A 14,911-nucleotide genomic window follows, 5' to 3' on the forward strand; every position below is an offset into this window, starting at 1 on the left:
ATCGCGAGAGACCCCATTCGGAATGGGCGGCAACGATCGCGGCCAATTCGCCTCGGCTCGCTTGGGCGAGCCGGACGGGCGAGTCAAACCACGATCCCTCGGCTTTTTCGCTCCTGAAATCCTGCTCGACCCGCACCCAATCCCGCTCCCCACCTAACCCATTGATTTTGCAACCACCGTCTACTGTGCATGGGGTTGTTTTCGCGAGTTTTGATCTGCTCCCTGCAATTTGACGGCGCTGACAGCGCCGATTACCGTTCCGCGAAACACGAAAGCTCGCAGCCTGTGCTGAGCGAAATTCCACGGGGAAGAAATGACCGGCGACATTGCAGCCACCATCTCGAAAGCGCGCGAGCATTCCATCGGCGATCTTCTGCGCCGCTCCGCAGGCCGTGAGCCGAACAAGCTCGCGGTGAGCTGCGGCGATGTCAGCTGGAGCTTTGCCGAGATGGATGCGATCTGCAACCGGCTCGGCCGCGGCCTGCTCGGCCTCGGCGTTGGCAAGGGCGACCGCCTCGCCGTGCTCTCGCGCAACTCGCACGCCTTTGCTGCGCTACGCTTCGCGGCGGCGCGGATCGGCGCGGTGCTGGTGCCGATCAACTTCATGCTCAATCCGGACGAGATCAATTTCATCCTGAAGAGCTCCGGCGCAAGGCTCCTCGCGACCGGACCCGATTTCGTCGGGCCGGCACGCGCGGCGAGCGCGAAGGATTGCGCGGTCGAGAAGATGATCTGGCTGCCGGGCGAGGATCCGGCCGCGCCGCCTGCAGACCTCACCACCTTCGACGATCTCCTGCATCCCGACGGCTCGTTCCTGGACGCCTCGGTCGACAGCCGCGATCTCGCGCAGATCGTCTACACCTCGGGCACGGAATCGCTGCCCAAGGGCGCGATGCTGACCCATGAAGCCGTGATGTGGCAGTATGTCAGCTGCATCATCGATGGCGGCATGAGCGTGGACGACAAGTTCCTGCACGCTCTGCCGCTCTATCATTGTGCGCAGCTGGATGTGTTCCTGGGTCCGCAGGTCTATCTCGGCGCCTCCGGCGTGATCACGGGCAAGCCGACCGCCGACAACATCCTGGCGCTGATCCAGGCGCACAGGATCACCTCGTTCTTCGCGCCGCCGACGATCTGGATCGCGATGCTGCGCTCGCCGAACTTCGACAAGACTGATCTGTCGACGTTGCAGAAGGGGTATTACGGCGCCTCGATCATGCCGGTGGAGGTGCTGCTCGAATTGCAGCGCCGGCTGCCGGCCGTAAAGTTCTGGAATTTCTACGGCCAGACCGAGATCGCGCCGCTCGCGACCGTGCTGCGGCCGGAGGATCAGCTCCGCAAGGCCGGCTCCGCCGGCAAGCCCGTGCTCAACGTCGAGACGCGCGTCGTCAACACAGCGATGGAGGACGTCAAGGTCGGCGAAGTCGGCGAGATCGTGCATCGCTCGCCGCATCTGCTCTCCGGCTATTACAACGATCCGGTCAAGACCGCAGCGGCATTCACCGGCGGCTGGTTTCATTCCGGCGATCTCGCCACGGTCGACGAGGAAGGCCACATCACCGTGGTCGACCGCGTCAAGGATATGATCAAGACCGGCGGCGAGAACGTCGCGAGCCGCGAGGTCGAGGAGATGGTCTATCGCATCCCGGAGGTCTCCGAAGTCGCGGTCGTCGGCCTGCCCGATCCGCGCTGGATCGAGGCGGTGACCGCCATCGTCGTGGTCAAGACCGGGGCAAAGCTCGACGAAGAAACCGTCATCAGACATTGCGCCGGCCATATGGCCCACTTCAAGGTGCCCAAGCGCGTGATCTTCGTGGACGCCCTGCCGAAGAATCCGAGCGGCAAGCTGCTCAAGCGCGAGCTGCGCCAGCGCTTCGTCGGCGGCGAAACGCTCGACAAGGCGGTGCAGAAGAGCTTTGGGACGTAGCAGGCGCCGTTCCGGCACCGTCGCGGCGAACTCGCCTATTCGGCCTCGCCAGCCAGCTTCCTGACATCGTCGGGCGTCGCTCCGAAACGGCGGCGAAACGCGCGATGGAAGTAAGAGACGTCGTGAAATCCGGCAAGGTGCGCGATCTCGATGATCTTGCGGCTGCGCATCGCAGGATTTCGCAGCAGTCGTTCGGCGCGCAGCAATCGTTGCTCCAGCACGAAGCCGCTATAGGTGATGCCGGCCTTCTCGAACAGTAACTGGATCGTGCGCGCGCTGATGCGGTGCGTGGCTGCAAGGTCGGACAGCGACAATGCGGGGCTGTCCAGCTGCGCCAGGATGTCGGACTTGAGCGCTTCGAAGCGCGCCGCCGCAAGGCCGCGCAATTGAGCCTCTTCGGCGGCATCGCCGCGTGCGCCGAGCATCAGGACGGCGAGGTCGAACAGGTGCTGCGAGACCGCATCGAGCTCCGCCGGCGCGAGCTTGTCCGCGTGCGCATGCGCGAGATCGTAATATCGCAGGAACATCGATGTGATCGGGTTGGCGCCGGAGATCGACCCCGCGATCAGGTCCTCGGCATTCGGGCAGGCGCGCAGCAGGGCCTTTCGCGGCAGCAGCGCGGTCTGGAAATTACCATACGCCAGTTGCGTGATTTGGGCCCCCTTGATCGAGGGATCGCCGATCGTGATGTCGCCGGCGGCGACCTCCAGTGGCCGTTTCCCCATGGCCCCACGCAATGCCGAATTGGGCGACGTCGTGATCACCAACTCGTCGTTCGTTCCCAATGACACGAAGGACATCGGCGTGCCGAACGAGGCCGAGAGTCTGAGGCGGGGAAGAATGGCAGGCGCAATGGTTCGGTGAACGCGCCCTTCACCAACCGGCACGAAATCGACGTTCGCTACCTGACGGCAAAACTGCTCGCGCCATTGCTCATAGGCCGCACCGTTCGGGTCGCCATCGAATGAGAGCTGCGGCTGGGTCATCGATCGCCGGAACGCCTATTGCCGATTCATTGCGGTCCGCACTTTCGTCGGCGCGCCGGGGATGCGGCAACTAGAAAAGCGCCAGATTGCGCGAAAAACCACTCGCACCTACGCGCTGAGCCAGCGACGAGGTGCCGCAGCCTCCTTATTGGGCAAATCGAGCACGCTGCGCCGCGACCGCCAGGCGCCGGAGAACCTCAATACTTCTTCACCGCCGCACTGAAGGCCAGCCACAGCGCGATCGACGCCAGGCCAAAGCCGCCGAGCAGCAGGAAGGTCGGCCCATAGCCGATCCATTGCGTGATCCAGCCGCCGAGGGCGGGACTGAGGCTCGCGCCGACACCTTGCACGGTGATCACGGCGCCCTGGCCGAGATTGATGCGGCCGGTGCCGTTGAGCGAGCGCGCGACCATGCCGGGGACGGCGACCGTTTGCAGTCCGGTGCCGATGCCGTCGAGCACCTGCATCGGCACGACGCCCCACCATCCCGTGACGAAGAAGGCGAGCACGCCGCGGACCGGCAAGAACATGAAAGACACCAGGATCACCGGCCAGTAGTTGCGCTTGCTCGCGGCCTTCATCGCGATCAGCGAGGTCACGATCATCACGCCCTGTGCGATCACCACGGTGGTTGCGACGAAGCTCGGGCCGTTGGCCTGTCCCTCGGCGACCGCGGCAAGTCCGTACAGCGGCACGATCGCGGCATTGCCGAGGTGGAACAGCGCGAGGGCGAGAGCCAGCACGAGCAGCGCCTTGTGCTTCAGCAGCATCGTCATCGCATCCGGCGGCGCCTTGGAATCGTCCTCCTTGCTGCCGCGCGCGGCGCGGTCGTCGATCGCCTGGGCTGGAATCATCATGACGCAGGCGATGGCGATGGCGCCGAATACGGCCGCCAGCGCGAACACGGCGACATAGCCGAACTTGTAGCCGAGATAGCCCGACAGCGCCGCGCCCACCATGTTGCCGGCGTGGTTATAGGCCTGGTTGCGGCCGTTGAGCGCATTGAAGCCCTTCTGCTTGGCGATGCCGAGCGTGATGCCCGTGACGGCCGGCACGATTGCGGCGCTCGCCAGCGATTGCGCCACTTGCGAGAACGTCACCGCCCAGAAGTTTTGCGAGATCAGGATGATTGCGGACGCCGAGACAACGCAGATGCCGGGAATGATCACCCACAGCCGCTTGTTGCGGCTGGAATCGATGAAGCCGCCGATCGGAGTCGTGACCAGCATGCCCGCGACGTTGCCGATCGTCATTGCCGTGCCGATCAGGCCGGTCGCCCAGCCGCGTTCCTGAAGGAAGACCCCGACGAACGGCCCGATGCCCGACTGCATGTCGGCCATGAAGAAATTGAGCGCGAACAGGGGCCAGATGCGAGACGTTGAAGGGCGAGATGTCATCGAGACGCTGAACTTGATGCTGCCGATCGAATCGGATCTCGCATGATCCGGACTCGGCGGGCGGGTGCCCGGGCCGACCAGAACTTAACCTGCTCTCAACCCGTTGGTTCCGGTTGCTCTTGCGATCCGGCGAGTGCGACGTCATGTCTTGCAAGACTGGATCATGATGGATCAGCGCGATGCCCCTCTGGACCTGCGCAACCTGCGGCGCTCAATTCCCGGATAGCGGAAAACCCCCTGCGGCCTGTCCGATCTGCGAGGACGAGCGCCAGTTCGTCGGCTGGGACGGTCAAGCTTTCCTCACGCGCGAGGAGCTCGCGCGCAAGCACCGACTGGTGGGGCGCGACGATCTCGGCCTGACCGGGATCGGCATGGAGCCGAGCTTTGCCATCGGGCAGCGAGCGCTGCTGGTGCCTGACGGCGACGGCTGCGTGATGTGGGATTGCATTCCGCTCGCGACCGACGAGGCCATCCAGCACATCACAGCACTCGGCGGCCTCAAGGCCATCGCGATCTCGCATCCGCATTACTATGGCGCGGTCGCCGACTGGAGCGACAGGTTCGGTGGCGTGCCGGTCTATCTGCACTCCGACGATCGCGCCTTCGTCACGCGGCCTCATCCGACGATCGTGCACTGGACCGGCGAAAGCCATCGCCTCTCCGACGACGTGCTGCTGCTTCGCACCGGAGGCCACTTCTCCGGCGCCACCGTGCTGCATTATGCGCGTGGTGCGGACGGCAAGGGTGCACTGCTCACGGGGGATATCGCGCAGGTGACGATGGACCAGCGCTTCGTCAGCTTCATGTATTCCTATCCGAACTACATGCCGCTCAACGCCGCCGCGGTGCGGCGGATTGCGTCAGCCGTCGAGCCGTTCGCCTTCGACCGGATCTATGGCGCCTGGTGGGGCCGCAACATCGCCAGCGGTGCCAAGGCGGCGTTTGCTGCGTCGGTCGCGCGCTATCTCGCGGCCATCGCCTGAGCCGGGTTGCGGACCGGATTCATCTTGCCGGCGCCGAATAACTGTACTAATAGTACACTATAAGTAAAGCGACGCATCCGGCGAAAGCCGGCATGATCGATGCATCGGGGACGCCGAGAAGGCCTCCGTGAGCGGGAGCTGAGTGCATGACGGCGCAGCGTGACTACGACATCTTCGAGGCTGGCGACGTCACGCTCCAATCCGGGTCCGTGTTTCCCGCGCTGAAGCTCGCCTACAAGACCTACGGCACGCTGAGCCCGGCCAAAGACAACGTCATCCTCTATCCGACCTCGTTCAGCGCCCAGCACACCGACATTGAATGGCTGATCGGGCCCGACGGCGTGCTCGATCCCACGCACTACTTCATCATCATCCCGAACCTGTTCGGCAACGGCCTGTCGTCGTCGCCCTCGAACACGCCCGCGCCTTTCCCGGAAGTGAGCTATCACGATGCCGTCGCGGTCCAGCACCGGCTGCTCACCGAGCGCTTCGGCATCTCGAAGCTTGCGCTGGTCTATGGCTGGTCGATGGGCGGCATGCAGGCCTATCACTGGTCGGCGCTGCATCCGGACATGGTCGAGCGCGCCGCGATCGTCTGCGGCAGCGCCCGCTGCTCACCGTACAACTACGTCTTCCTCGAAAGCGTGAAGGCCGCGCTCACGGCCGATCCCGCCTTCCGCGATGGTCGTTTCCTCGAAAAACCCGTCGCCGGCTACCGCGCCATGGGACGCGTCTATGCCGGCTGGGCGATGTCGCACGGCTTCTACCGCGACGAGCTCTGGCGCGAGGCCGGCTTCACTTCACTCGAGGATTATCTCGTCCGCGCCTGGGATGCGACCTTCGCGCGGCGCGATGCCAACGATCTTCTGGCGCAGATCGGCATCTGGCAGCGTGGCGACATCAGTCGGTGTGGGGCATTCGCCGGCGATCTCGATCGCGCGCTGGCGGCGATCAAGGCCCACATGCTGCTGATGCCGGGCGCGACTGACCGTTATTTCGACGTGCACGACAACGAGGACGAACTCGGCAAGCTCGTCAACGCGAGATCCGCGGTGCTGCATCCGATCCCGTCGCTGCATGGCCATCGCGCCGGCAATCCCATCAACAATCCCCGCGAACAGGCCTTCATCAAGGCCGAGCTCGCCGAGCTTCTCCGCAAGTAGGGCACGCAACCGATCATGAGTGACGCAACCATTCCGGACGCCGGCCATCGCCTGAAGCCCCTGACGCCCACCACGCTGCGCGAATTGTCGGTTCGCTCCAACATCAGAGGTGCGGTGCAGAGCCTCGGCCATTACAGCGTGATTGTGCTGGTGGGCGCGCTGATCTGGAGGGTTTCGTCGAGCTGGGGCGCGCTCTGGGCGCTGCCGCTGATGGTGGTGCAGGGCTATGTCGTTGCCTTCCTGTTCATGGCGGTGCACGAGACCGCGCACAAGACGGCATTCAGGAGCCGGGGCCTCAATCTCGGCGTCGGCTATCTCTCGGCGTTCATCATCGGGCTGCCTTACGAATATTACTGTCTGTTTCACTGGGACCATCATCGCTACACGCAGGACCCGGAAAGGGATCCCGAGCTGATCGTGGGCGTGAAGCCGACGTCCGACACCCAGCTTGCGCTCGCCTATAGCGGCCTGCTCCAGGTCGCCGGCCGTCTGCGGCTGATGCTCGGCCACGCGATCACCGGTAAGGTCGTCGTGCCATGGATTCCCGAGAGCAAGCGCAGTACCATCGTTGCCGAGGCGCGCGCCTATGTCGCGCTCTACGCCCTGCTGCTCGCGCTGTCGCTGTGGTTCTCTTCAGCGCTGCTGCTCTGGGTCTGGATCGTGCCGCTCGTGATCGGGCAGTTCTTCCTGCGACCCTATCTCTACGCCGAGCATACCGGTTGCGACCGCACCCGCAGCGCCTTTCAGAACACCCGCACGACTTACACCGGTGCTATCGTCAAATGGTTCGCGTGGAACATGCCGTATCATGTCGAGCACCACGCTTATCCCTCGATCCCCTTTCACGCCCTGCCGAAGCTGAACGCGATCGTCGACGGCGAGATCGTCCATCGCGGCCGCGGCTACATCAGAACGACGCGCGAGACCTGGGCCTGGTTTCGCCGGCAGCGGCAGGCCGGCTAGCTCAACGCAAAACTCCGGCCGCGATGCGACCGGAGCTTTGTCGTGATATCGAGATATCAGTAGATCCCGTAGGCGCAGACGTTCACGACGCGCACGCGCAGGCCGTGACGGGTCCGGACCAGGCGCTCCTGATAGCAATTGCTGACGCCGGTGTTGAGGTAGATACCGCCAAAGCCCCAGCCGGGACCCCAGTGGTGATGACCATGATGGTGATGGAAGCCGCCGGCCGAGGCCGCGGTGGGGGCGAGAGCGGCAACGCCGAGCGAGCCGGCGGCGATCAGACCAAGTGCAAGCTTACGAAACATCTTCATTCTCCATTCGGCGCTAGGGCCATTGTTGCGTCCCTGCATTTCCGTCGAGACGAGACGCGATCGCGTTCATGGCAAGCGGGAAGAATCGTGTTTCAGGAATGTTTCGTCGGCTGCGGCAGAATGCGCCGCGATCAGGCTTTCTGCGCCGCGCGATAGCGCACGGCCATCGCCTGCGTCAGCTCGGCCATCTTGTCGCGGAGATCGGCCGGTTCAAGGACTTCGGCTTCCGGGCCGAGCCGCAGCAGTTCGGCCGCGGCATGCCACGATGTCTTTCCGACCGGCACGCGCGCAATGCGCCAGCCGTCTGCATCGGTTGTCTCCTCGAGCTGTGTGCGTGCCTTGACATAGGGCTGGCCGAGCGCGTCGAGCAGCTTCACGCCGAACGGCGACAGCCGGACGATCGCAACATTGGGGTGCATCTCGCCTTCGAGCCGCAGCGTCGCGGCCCGCCAATGGGCGGCGAGGTCGAAGCCGGCCGGACGATCGAAGCGGTCGCCGAGGGCTGTGCAGTCGAGCACGCGTGCGACGCGATAGGTGCGCACGCTGCCGTCGACTTGTCCTGCGAGATACCAGCTGCCGCCCTTCAGCACGAGGCCGAGCGGCGCGACGCGGCGCTGCTTCTCGGCGCGCCAGCTCCGGTACCGGATCCTGATCAGCGTCCCGCGCAGCACGGCGCCGGCGATGGTGCGCAGGTGCTTCGGGTCTTCCGCTTCGCCGAACCAGCCGGGCGCGTCCAGGTGGAAACGCTCCTGCATCCGCCCGGCATCCTCACGCAAATTCGGGGGCAGTGCCGCCATCAGCTTGTTTTGGGCGGCGATCATCGCAGCATCGAGCCCGAGTGCGGCGGCCGGGCCTGGCAATCCCGCCAGGAACAACGCGCCCGCCTCGCTCTGCGACAGTCCATTCAGCCGCACGCGATAGCCGTCGAGCAGGCGATAGCCGCCGTCTGCGCCGCGGTCTGCATAAACGGGAACGCCGGACGCCGCGAGCGCGTCGATGTCCCGATAGATCGTGCGCACCGACACTTCGCAGGCCTCCGCGAGCTCGGGCGCGGTGACGTGTCCCCTGGCCTGGAGGGTGGTGAGGATCGACAGCATCCGGCTCGCGCGCATGATCCCTTAGACCATACCTGACACAAGATGTCAGGTATGGTCCGCTACAAGCGGCGCCATCGCCAGCCGGCCAGATGGAGACTGCCATGACCGATCCGAACCGCATCACCCTGTTCTATTCGCCGCAGTCGCGGGCCACCGGCACGCGGGTGCTGCTGGAGGAGCTGCGAGCTCCTTACGATCTCCATGTCCTCAACATGAAGGCCGGCGAGCAGCGCAAGCCCGCCTATCTCGCCCTCAACCCGCTCGGCAAGGTGCCGGCGATTCGCCACGGCGAGGCGCTGGTGACCGAGCAGGTCGCGATCACCATCTATCTCGCCGACCTGTTCCCGCAAGCGGGGCTGACCCCCGCCCTGAACGATCCGCTGCGCGGGCCTTATCTGCGCTGGATCGCCTATTATGGGTCGTCGTTCGAGCCGGCCTTGATCGACAAGTTCATGCAGCGAGAGCCGGCGCCGATCACGCAATCGCCCTATGCCGATTACGATACGATGCTGGGTGCGCTCGAGGCCCAGCTGGCGAACGGGCCCTATCTGCTCGGCGAGCGCATGACGGCGGCCGACGTATTGTGGGGCGTCGCGTTCAGCTGGACCATGATGTTCGGCATCGTGCCGAAGAAGGATGTCTTCGTCCGCTATGCGGAGCGCATGACGGCGCGGCCGGCGTTCCAGCGCATCAATGCCGCAGATGCGGAGATGGCGGCGCAGCATGCCGCCGCGGCGGGTGGATGAGAGGGCGTCAAAATCGCGGTGCCCGCTTGTCGGCGAACGCCTTGATGCCTTCCTTGATCTCGTCGCCGCGCATGCTGTCGCGGTGGCGCCGGTCGGCGGCGCCTTCATCGAACTCGCCGCGGGCGAACTCGTTGATCGCGCGCTTCATGCCGCGCATCGCTTGGGGGGCGTTGCCGGCGAGGATCGCAGCGAGCGTGTCGACCTCCTCGTCCAGGAATTCCACCGGCACCATTGTGGTGAGATAGCCGATGCGCAGCATTTCCGGGGCGTCGATCTTCTGCGCGGTGAGGAACAGCTTCTTCGCATTGTCGACGCCGAGGCGGGTCACGTAGCGCTTGATGCCGCTCGGGTAGTAATGCAGCCCAAGGCGCGCCGCCGGCATGAACATTTCCGCGGTATCGACGCCGACGCGGAAATCGCAGGCGAGTGCGAGGTCGGTCGAGCCGCCATAGACGCCGCCATTGAGCCGGCAGATGGTCGGCACGCCGAGATCCTCGAGCCGGTTGACGACGGCCTCGAAGGCCGAGCCCGCGCTCTGCTGCTCGCCCGCGCTGACCGCGCGTTCCGCGACCGAATTGAGATCGTAGCCGGCGGAGAAGGCGCGCCCGGTTCCGGTCAGCACCAGCACGCGAATATCGGGATCGGCCTCGACCCGGCCGAACAATCTCGTCAGCTCGTCGAGATCCTCCGCCTGCAGCCGGTTGAGATGTTTCGGCCGGTTGAGGCGGATGGTGGCGCGGGCGCCGATGATTTCGAGCAGGGGGCTAGATGCTGCGTCGGCTGTGTCCGACATTCTCGTCTCCGTTGTCGGCGCCAAAGTGCCCGCCCGGGCGGAGGCCGTCAACGACGGCGCCGGTCGTTTGCCGCGCCGCTGCAGCGGGCCTGCCGTCCACGCCGCCGTCCCTGGCGGGGTGCCTTACCTGAAATGTGGCGGCTCGTCGTAGCCGCGGCGGCTGCTGAAGAACAGCAGCACCATCAGCCCGACGCCGACGATGACGGAAAACCCCGCGCCCAGCGCCAGTGCCACATAGCCTTCCGTCGGGATCGGCTCACCTTCGACCGCCATTGCGGAATAGGCGAAGTAGCCGGCCGCCGCCAGCATTGCCAGAAGGAGGATGATGAGGAGTGCACGCATGCCGCGTTCTCCGGTTGCAACCGGAAACCAACGGTTGCGGGTGGGCAGGGTTCCAGACTGGCTGGCGATCGGACGGGTAGCCTCCGTCTCGTGCCCCGGACGCGGCGCAGCACGAAGTGATGCACCGCAGGACCGGGGTCCATGTGGTCACGGATATTGTGCCGGTTCCTGGGTCCGGCTCATCGCTGGGGTGCCTTCGGCATTGCAGCTTGTCCGGGACACGACAACGGTGGGGGCGGCTGTCAGGCGCTCTGGGCGGTCTTCACCACCACGACATTGCTGTCGTCTGACGGAGCCGGGCCGGCATCGCGTACCGTCTTGTCGGCTTCGCCGGCATGACGTTTCAGATAGTCGCGGCGCATGCCGATCTCGTCACGGACGAATTCGTAGCCGAGCTTGAAGGTGTCGAGCCCGTCGGTACTGATCGTGCCGTCCCTGAGGCCGATGACGGCACCGCGCAAGATGGTCTCGAGCTCATCCTGGAGACATTCGAGCTGATCCAGCGAATGGGCGTGCTCGATCCGCTCGCCGATGTCGAGGATGGCGGTCGAGAGCTCGCTGGCCTTCTCCGGCGCGATGCGGGTGATCTTGGCGTAGATCGCGGCGAAGATCGAGCCGATGACGCTGAGCGCTGCGGCGGCCAGATACATCAAGTCGCTGTACTTATCCATGAACGACTTGGTGTCGTCGTTGATGTAGTCGGCGGCGCCCCGATGTGCGACCACGAAGGCGTCCTTCTCGACCGAGGCCGGCTCGATCCTGGTGGCAAAGCCGTTGTCGAGCCCGAGCGCCGCCTTGTTCTCGTAGACGATGCGGGCGAGCTCGCCGGCCGTGCTTGGGGACATCCGGGATTGCGCGACCAGCAGCCATTCGAGACCGATCGTGTCGAGATCGTCGTCGGGAATCTGCGGGGATGTCGACACCGAGCCCGCTGTCACGGTCTCGTCGGAAATGCCGGGAAATTTGCGCGCCAGCGTCTTGGCTTCTTCGATGGTGTTCAGTGTGAAGCCGCCGCGCTTGGCGGCTTGCTCATAGGATTTGTCCCGGACCGCCTTCGAGGCGTGGACGATCGCGATTACCGCGCTGAAGCCGTTTGCCGGGGCGAACAGCTTGTCGAGCGTCGCGCCCTGCGGCGCCATCTGGATCTTCGCAGCCTCAGGGCCATCGGGGACGTCGAGGATGCTGCGGACGAAGGCGAGCGAGGATTCGTTCTCGGCGACGACCGCGACCTTCTTCTTCTTCAATTCGGCCAGCGACTTGATCTTCTTGTTGCCGGGACCGAGCAGGAGCACGAGATCGTGCTCAAGGATCGCGAGCGTGCGCGCCCGCAGCGGCACCTTGGCGTCGGTGCGCAGCACAACGAGGTCGGCCTGCCTGCGGTCGAACTGCGCGAGCGCCTTGGCATTGTCGGCGTTGTTGACGATGTTGATCCGCAAGCGCGAAGCGTTGTTCTTCAGGAGGGCGGCGAGCTTGGCCGCGAACAGCGCCTCATCGCTGTTGGGGCCCCCGACGGCAAAGGTCAGCGTCTCCGAATTGTGCACCAGCGTGCGGCCGGCCCAGACGGTGGCGAACGACAGCAGCAGGGTCAGCACGACGTAGAGGAGAACCTGCTGCTGGTTGGTCTTGATCACCTTGGGGCGCCGGGGCGGCGGCATGGTCGGCGATGCGATCGGGCCTTCGGTACTCATGGCAGCACTCTGGCCTTATCGTTTGGCTGGCGGCGGCGCGTGGCTTGGAAGCGCGGCGGGCCCGATAATTCGTAAACGCCTGAAAAAAGAACGATATTCCCGATCGCCGATGATAGCGCGAAGGCAGCGGAATGCAAATTTCGAGCCGGAGGTAACCTTACTCGATATGTCCGCGGCGATTGGCCATCCTATCACCGGTTAGCCACACTTGGCGATTTTCCGGTTCCACCCGGCTGCATTCCGCCGCGGGAGATGTCATAAATTGCGCGTCCCGGCGATTTGACCGGTCCAAGAAGAAGTTGCGCTGAACGCTCCAATTCTTCTCGTCACGTCAATGAGGGCGTCAGCTTTGTCGTTTCCACCCATGTCATCGGCGATTCCGGTTGAAGCGCTCATTGGCTGGATGTTGCTGCTCACCTTCAAGCACGTCATCGCCGATTTCGTTCTTCAAACCGCCTGGATGGCGCACGGCAAGGACCAGAAGCATGGCTGGGCCCTGCCGCTCCTGGTGCACTGCCTGGTCCACCTTGCCGTCGCGCTGCCGCTGATCGTGATCGTGGCGCCGCGATTCTGGTTCGTGGCCTTCATCGACTTCCTGATCCACATCACGATCGACCGCGCCAAGGGATACGTCTCCGCCAATTTCGGCGTCGACCTCGCCCATCCCTGGTTCTGGACGCTGATCGGCGTCGACCAGGCGCTGCACCACCTGACCGGCTTCGGCCTCGCGATCTTCATGGCGGCGAACTGAAGGTCGCCTTTGGGCCTCCGGGGAGAGGCAATCGCCATCAGCACGAGGGATCGTCATGCCCGGGCTTGTCCCGGGCCTCCACGTTCTTCGTGCCTCCTGGCTTTCCGTGAAGGGTCGGGACAAGCCTGGCCATGACGCCGCGGAAGTCTTTGAAAACCCCACCAAGGCGTCCCACCGATTCGCGGCCGACGCGCAACCACCCCGGGTGACTACCGGGCAGCGTGGTTAACCTTTCGTTAGAGAATTGCGCTGCATCTTCCTTACACGAGGGAGAACTGCAATGTTTTCAAGCCGCGATGCCTTTGAAAGCGATTTCTGCCCGGTCCGCGACGAGCTCCTTGGCGAGATGTATCGCGCCAGCGAGAGTGGCCTGCCGAGGCTGGTTGAGAGTGTTTCCCCTGACGTGCGCGCCAGGCTGGCGCTGTTCTGCTACGGCCGGAGCCATTTGCACTCGCTGGCGGTCGCGATCGCAGCGAGCTGCAGCGAGCGCGACCTGATCGAGAATGGCGGCCGCGTCGGCTCGACGCTCTTCGCGCTGTCGCGCGAAGGTACCGCGAAAGCTTCGACGTCGCTGACGGGTGGGCGCAAGCCGATCACGCTGTCGACCAAGCCGCTCTCGGTGCTCGCACCGCTCGATGACGAGCTCGACGACGAGATCGGCGAAGCCGTCCCCGCCTAAGCGGCCTCGATAACGGGCAGGCCGAACTTCCGCCGCGCCATCGCGCATTCGGCGTCACCAGGCATGCAGGTGCGGCACACCTCCGGCCGCACGTCATAGATGCCGCAGGCCGTCATCCTTCCGATCTCGCCTTGCAATGCCGCGCAGCGATCGCCCTCGCAGCGCATGCCCGATTGCCGGTCGTTGACGAGCGCCTCCGGGATCAGCTCAAGCTCCTCGTCGCTCTCGATCGAGAAGCGCGGCCAGTTTTGCGAATAGCCGCAGCAGGCGCCGCAGCCCTGGCAACAGCTCGACAGCTCGGTCTCGTCCATCGTCCTCACGTGTCCTTCGGCGGACCCCAGACCAGGCTCTGCCGCCATCTCGCGCGCAGCACGTCGCGCCGTTCCGGATATTTCTCGTCGAGATAGGTCGCATCGACCACGCGGTCGGTGCGGAAGCTGCGGAAGTCGCCGCGCAGCTCGCACCAGGCCGCCAGCAGCCGCACGGCTTCGAGATAGCCGACCGAGATCGGCCAGATCATGCGCTCGCTGGGGCGGCCCTGTTCGTCGCGATAGCGCAGCATGATCTTCTTGCCTTCGTGGATCTGGGTCCGGGTGCGCGCCATGTCCAGGCGGTCCGGTTCCCGGTTCCAGCTCGGACGCGCCCGGCTCGCCGGCTCCAGTACGAAGGGGCGCAGGCGCTCCGGGACGGTATCGGCGATCTTGGCCATCAAGTCTTCGGCCGCGCGCGCCAGCGCGGAATCGGCGTGGCCTGCGACCCATTGCGCGCCCAGCACGGCCGCCTCGATCTCGTCCGGCGTCAGCATCAGGGGCGGCAGGTCGAAACCCTTTTCCAGGATGTAACCCATGCCGGCTTCGCCGCGGATCGGCACGCGCTGGCCGATCAGGGTTGCGATGTCGCGATAGATGGTGCGCTTCGAAGTCTCGAGCTCGGCCGCGATCGCGTCTGCCGTCAGCGGCTTACGCGTGCGCCTTAGCACCTGGATGATTTGAAACAGCCGGTCGGCGCGTCTCATGACAGTTCTCTTCTCGAACGACGGATCAGAAATCGGCGCGCGGCTGCTGACAGGATGTTGGCAGCAGGGG

The 14,911-nt window shown here is 64.9% G+C and carries 16 protein-coding genes; 7 read left to right on the plus strand and 9 right to left on the minus strand.

All coding sequences use genetic code 11. The features are described 5' to 3' along the window. Window positions 1-313: 313 nt before the first annotated feature. Window positions 314-1,927, plus strand: coding sequence for an acyl-CoA synthetase (locus ACTEK7_RS17340; protein WP_225146272.1), 1,614 nt, complete (start codon window positions 314-316; stop codon window positions 1,925-1,927). Window positions 1,928-1,962: 35 nt separating this feature from the next. On the opposite strand, the gene ACTEK7_RS17345 is transcribed toward ACTEK7_RS17340, so the two are convergent. Together ACTEK7_RS17345 and ACTEK7_RS17350 are read right to left on the minus strand one after the other, a co-directional pair. Next, the gene (locus ACTEK7_RS17345) at window positions 1,963-2,913 is read right to left on the minus strand and encodes an AraC family transcriptional regulator (RefSeq protein ID WP_036021010.1); all 951 of its coding nucleotides are present in this window, start codon (window positions 2,911-2,913) and stop codon (window positions 1,963-1,965) included. 197 nt (window positions 2,914-3,110) lie between these two features. Next, on the minus strand, window positions 3,111-4,310 hold the full coding sequence (locus ACTEK7_RS17350; protein ID WP_225146273.1) for an MFS transporter: 1,200 nt from the start codon (window positions 4,308-4,310) through the stop codon (window positions 3,111-3,113). A 179-nt stretch (window positions 4,311-4,489) separates the two neighbouring features. On the opposite strand from ACTEK7_RS17350, the gene ACTEK7_RS17355 reads away from it, so the two are divergent. The 3 genes from ACTEK7_RS17355 (at window position 4,490) to ACTEK7_RS17365 (ending at window position 7,419) form a co-directional block, all read left to right on the plus strand. Next, the gene (locus tag ACTEK7_RS17355; RefSeq protein ID WP_225146274.1) at window positions 4,490-5,293 is read left to right on the plus strand and encodes an MBL fold metallo-hydrolase; all 804 of its coding nucleotides are present in this window, start codon (window positions 4,490-4,492) and stop codon (window positions 5,291-5,293) included. Window positions 5,294-5,439: 146 nt separating this feature from the next. Continuing rightward, window positions 5,440-6,456 (plus strand): alpha/beta fold hydrolase, encoded by a 1,017-nt coding sequence (locus tag ACTEK7_RS17360; RefSeq protein ID WP_225111539.1) that lies wholly within the window; start codon window positions 5,440-5,442, stop codon window positions 6,454-6,456. 15 nt (window positions 6,457-6,471) lie between these two features. Next, the gene (locus ACTEK7_RS17365) at window positions 6,472-7,419 is read left to right on the plus strand and encodes a fatty acid desaturase (protein ID WP_225146275.1); all 948 of its coding nucleotides are present in this window, start codon (window positions 6,472-6,474) and stop codon (window positions 7,417-7,419) included. Window positions 7,420-7,475: 56 nt separating this feature from the next. Here the strand turns inward: ACTEK7_RS17365 and ACTEK7_RS17370 are convergent, their stop codons facing one another. Together ACTEK7_RS17370 and ACTEK7_RS17375 are read right to left on the minus strand one after the other, a co-directional pair. Continuing rightward, a complete protein-coding gene (locus ACTEK7_RS17370) occupies window positions 7,476-7,724 on the minus strand; it encodes a hypothetical protein (protein ID WP_028138614.1) in 249 nt (82 codons plus the stop codon). A gap of 137 nt (window positions 7,725-7,861) precedes the next feature. Next, window positions 7,862-8,842 (minus strand): helix-turn-helix transcriptional regulator, encoded by a 981-nt coding sequence (locus ACTEK7_RS17375; RefSeq protein ID WP_225146276.1) that lies wholly within the window; start codon window positions 8,840-8,842, stop codon window positions 7,862-7,864. An 86-nt stretch (window positions 8,843-8,928) separates the two neighbouring features. On the opposite strand from ACTEK7_RS17375, the gene ACTEK7_RS17380 reads away from it, so the two are divergent. Next, window positions 8,929-9,573, plus strand: coding sequence for a glutathione S-transferase family protein (locus ACTEK7_RS17380; RefSeq protein ID WP_225146277.1), 645 nt, complete (start codon window positions 8,929-8,931; stop codon window positions 9,571-9,573). 7 nt (window positions 9,574-9,580) lie between these two features. Here the strand turns inward: ACTEK7_RS17380 and ACTEK7_RS17385 are convergent, their stop codons facing one another. The 3 genes from ACTEK7_RS17385 to ACTEK7_RS17395 form a co-directional block, all read right to left on the minus strand. Beyond that, complete coding sequence (locus ACTEK7_RS17385; protein WP_225146278.1) at window positions 9,581-10,366, minus strand: enoyl-CoA hydratase/isomerase family protein; 786 nt, start codon at window positions 10,364-10,366, stop codon at window positions 9,581-9,583. A 123-nt stretch (window positions 10,367-10,489) separates the two neighbouring features. Further along, window positions 10,490-10,708, minus strand: coding sequence for a hypothetical protein (locus ACTEK7_RS17390; protein ID WP_035997220.1), 219 nt, complete (start codon window positions 10,706-10,708; stop codon window positions 10,490-10,492). A gap of 242 nt (window positions 10,709-10,950) precedes the next feature. Continuing rightward, a complete protein-coding gene (locus ACTEK7_RS17395) occupies window positions 10,951-12,396 on the minus strand; it encodes a TAXI family TRAP transporter solute-binding subunit (RefSeq protein ID WP_225146279.1) in 1,446 nt (481 codons plus the stop codon). Between the two features lie 403 nt (window positions 12,397-12,799). Here ACTEK7_RS17395 and ACTEK7_RS17400 point away from each other — a divergent pair, with 403 nt between their 5' ends. After that, complete coding sequence (locus ACTEK7_RS17400; protein WP_050991738.1) at window positions 12,800-13,147, plus strand: DUF3307 domain-containing protein; 348 nt, start codon at window positions 12,800-12,802, stop codon at window positions 13,145-13,147. Window positions 13,148-13,427: 280 nt separating this feature from the next. Further along, complete coding sequence (locus tag ACTEK7_RS17405; protein ID WP_225146280.1) at window positions 13,428-13,826, plus strand: hypothetical protein; 399 nt, start codon at window positions 13,428-13,430, stop codon at window positions 13,824-13,826. Here the strand turns inward: ACTEK7_RS17405 and ACTEK7_RS17410 are convergent. Further along, complete coding sequence (locus ACTEK7_RS17410) at window positions 13,823-14,137, minus strand: YkgJ family cysteine cluster protein (RefSeq protein ID WP_225146281.1); 315 nt, start codon at window positions 14,135-14,137, stop codon at window positions 13,823-13,825. The two genes, ACTEK7_RS17405 and ACTEK7_RS17410, sit on opposite strands and share 4 nt — an antisense overlap. 5 nt (window positions 14,138-14,142) lie before the next feature. Next, the gene (locus ACTEK7_RS17415; RefSeq protein WP_225111545.1) at window positions 14,143-14,841 is read right to left on the minus strand and encodes a helix-turn-helix transcriptional regulator; all 699 of its coding nucleotides are present in this window, start codon (window positions 14,839-14,841) and stop codon (window positions 14,143-14,145) included. Between the last annotated feature and the right edge of the window lie 70 nt (window positions 14,842-14,911).

It is taken from the genome of Bradyrhizobium sp. JHI2711 (genome assembly GCF_056156565.1).

Coding starts and splice junctions, on each gene's coding strand:
- ACTEK7_RS17380 (WP_225146277.1), top strand. CDS start 8,929: ATGACCGATCCGAACCGCATCACCCTGTTCTATTCGCCGCAGTCGCGG.
- ACTEK7_RS17345 (WP_036021010.1), bottom strand. CDS start 2,913: ATGACCCAGCCGCAGCTCTCATTCGATGGCGACCCGAACGGTGCGGCC.
- ACTEK7_RS17385 (WP_225146278.1), bottom strand. CDS start 10,366: ATGTCGGACACAGCCGACGCAGCATCTAGCCCCCTGCTCGAAATCATC.
- ACTEK7_RS17405 (WP_225146280.1), top strand. CDS start 13,428: ATGTTTTCAAGCCGCGATGCCTTTGAAAGCGATTTCTGCCCGGTCCGC.
- ACTEK7_RS17390 (WP_035997220.1), bottom strand. CDS start 10,708: ATGCGTGCACTCCTCATCATCCTCCTTCTGGCAATGCTGGCGGCGGCC.
- ACTEK7_RS17415 (WP_225111545.1), bottom strand. CDS start 14,841: ATGAGACGCGCCGACCGGCTGTTTCAAATCATCCAGGTGCTAAGGCGC.
- ACTEK7_RS17350 (WP_225146273.1), bottom strand. CDS start 4,310: ATGACATCTCGCCCTTCAACGTCTCGCATCTGGCCCCTGTTCGCGCTC.
- ACTEK7_RS17340 (WP_225146272.1), top strand. CDS start 314: ATGACCGGCGACATTGCAGCCACCATCTCGAAAGCGCGCGAGCATTCC.
- ACTEK7_RS17395 (WP_225146279.1), bottom strand. CDS start 12,396: ATGAGTACCGAAGGCCCGATCGCATCGCCGACCATGCCGCCGCCCCGG.
- ACTEK7_RS17360 (WP_225111539.1), top strand. CDS start 5,440: ATGACGGCGCAGCGTGACTACGACATCTTCGAGGCTGGCGACGTCACG.
- ACTEK7_RS17375 (WP_225146276.1), bottom strand. CDS start 8,842: ATGCGCGCGAGCCGGATGCTGTCGATCCTCACCACCCTCCAGGCCAGG.
- ACTEK7_RS17355 (WP_225146274.1), top strand. CDS start 4,490: ATGCCCCTCTGGACCTGCGCAACCTGCGGCGCTCAATTCCCGGATAGC.
- ACTEK7_RS17400 (WP_050991738.1), top strand. CDS start 12,800: ATGTTGCTGCTCACCTTCAAGCACGTCATCGCCGATTTCGTTCTTCAA.
- ACTEK7_RS17365 (WP_225146275.1), top strand. CDS start 6,472: ATGAGTGACGCAACCATTCCGGACGCCGGCCATCGCCTGAAGCCCCTG.
- ACTEK7_RS17410 (WP_225146281.1), bottom strand. CDS start 14,137: ATGGACGAGACCGAGCTGTCGAGCTGTTGCCAGGGCTGCGGCGCCTGC.
- ACTEK7_RS17370 (WP_028138614.1), bottom strand. CDS start 7,724: ATGTTTCGTAAGCTTGCACTTGGTCTGATCGCCGCCGGCTCGCTCGGC.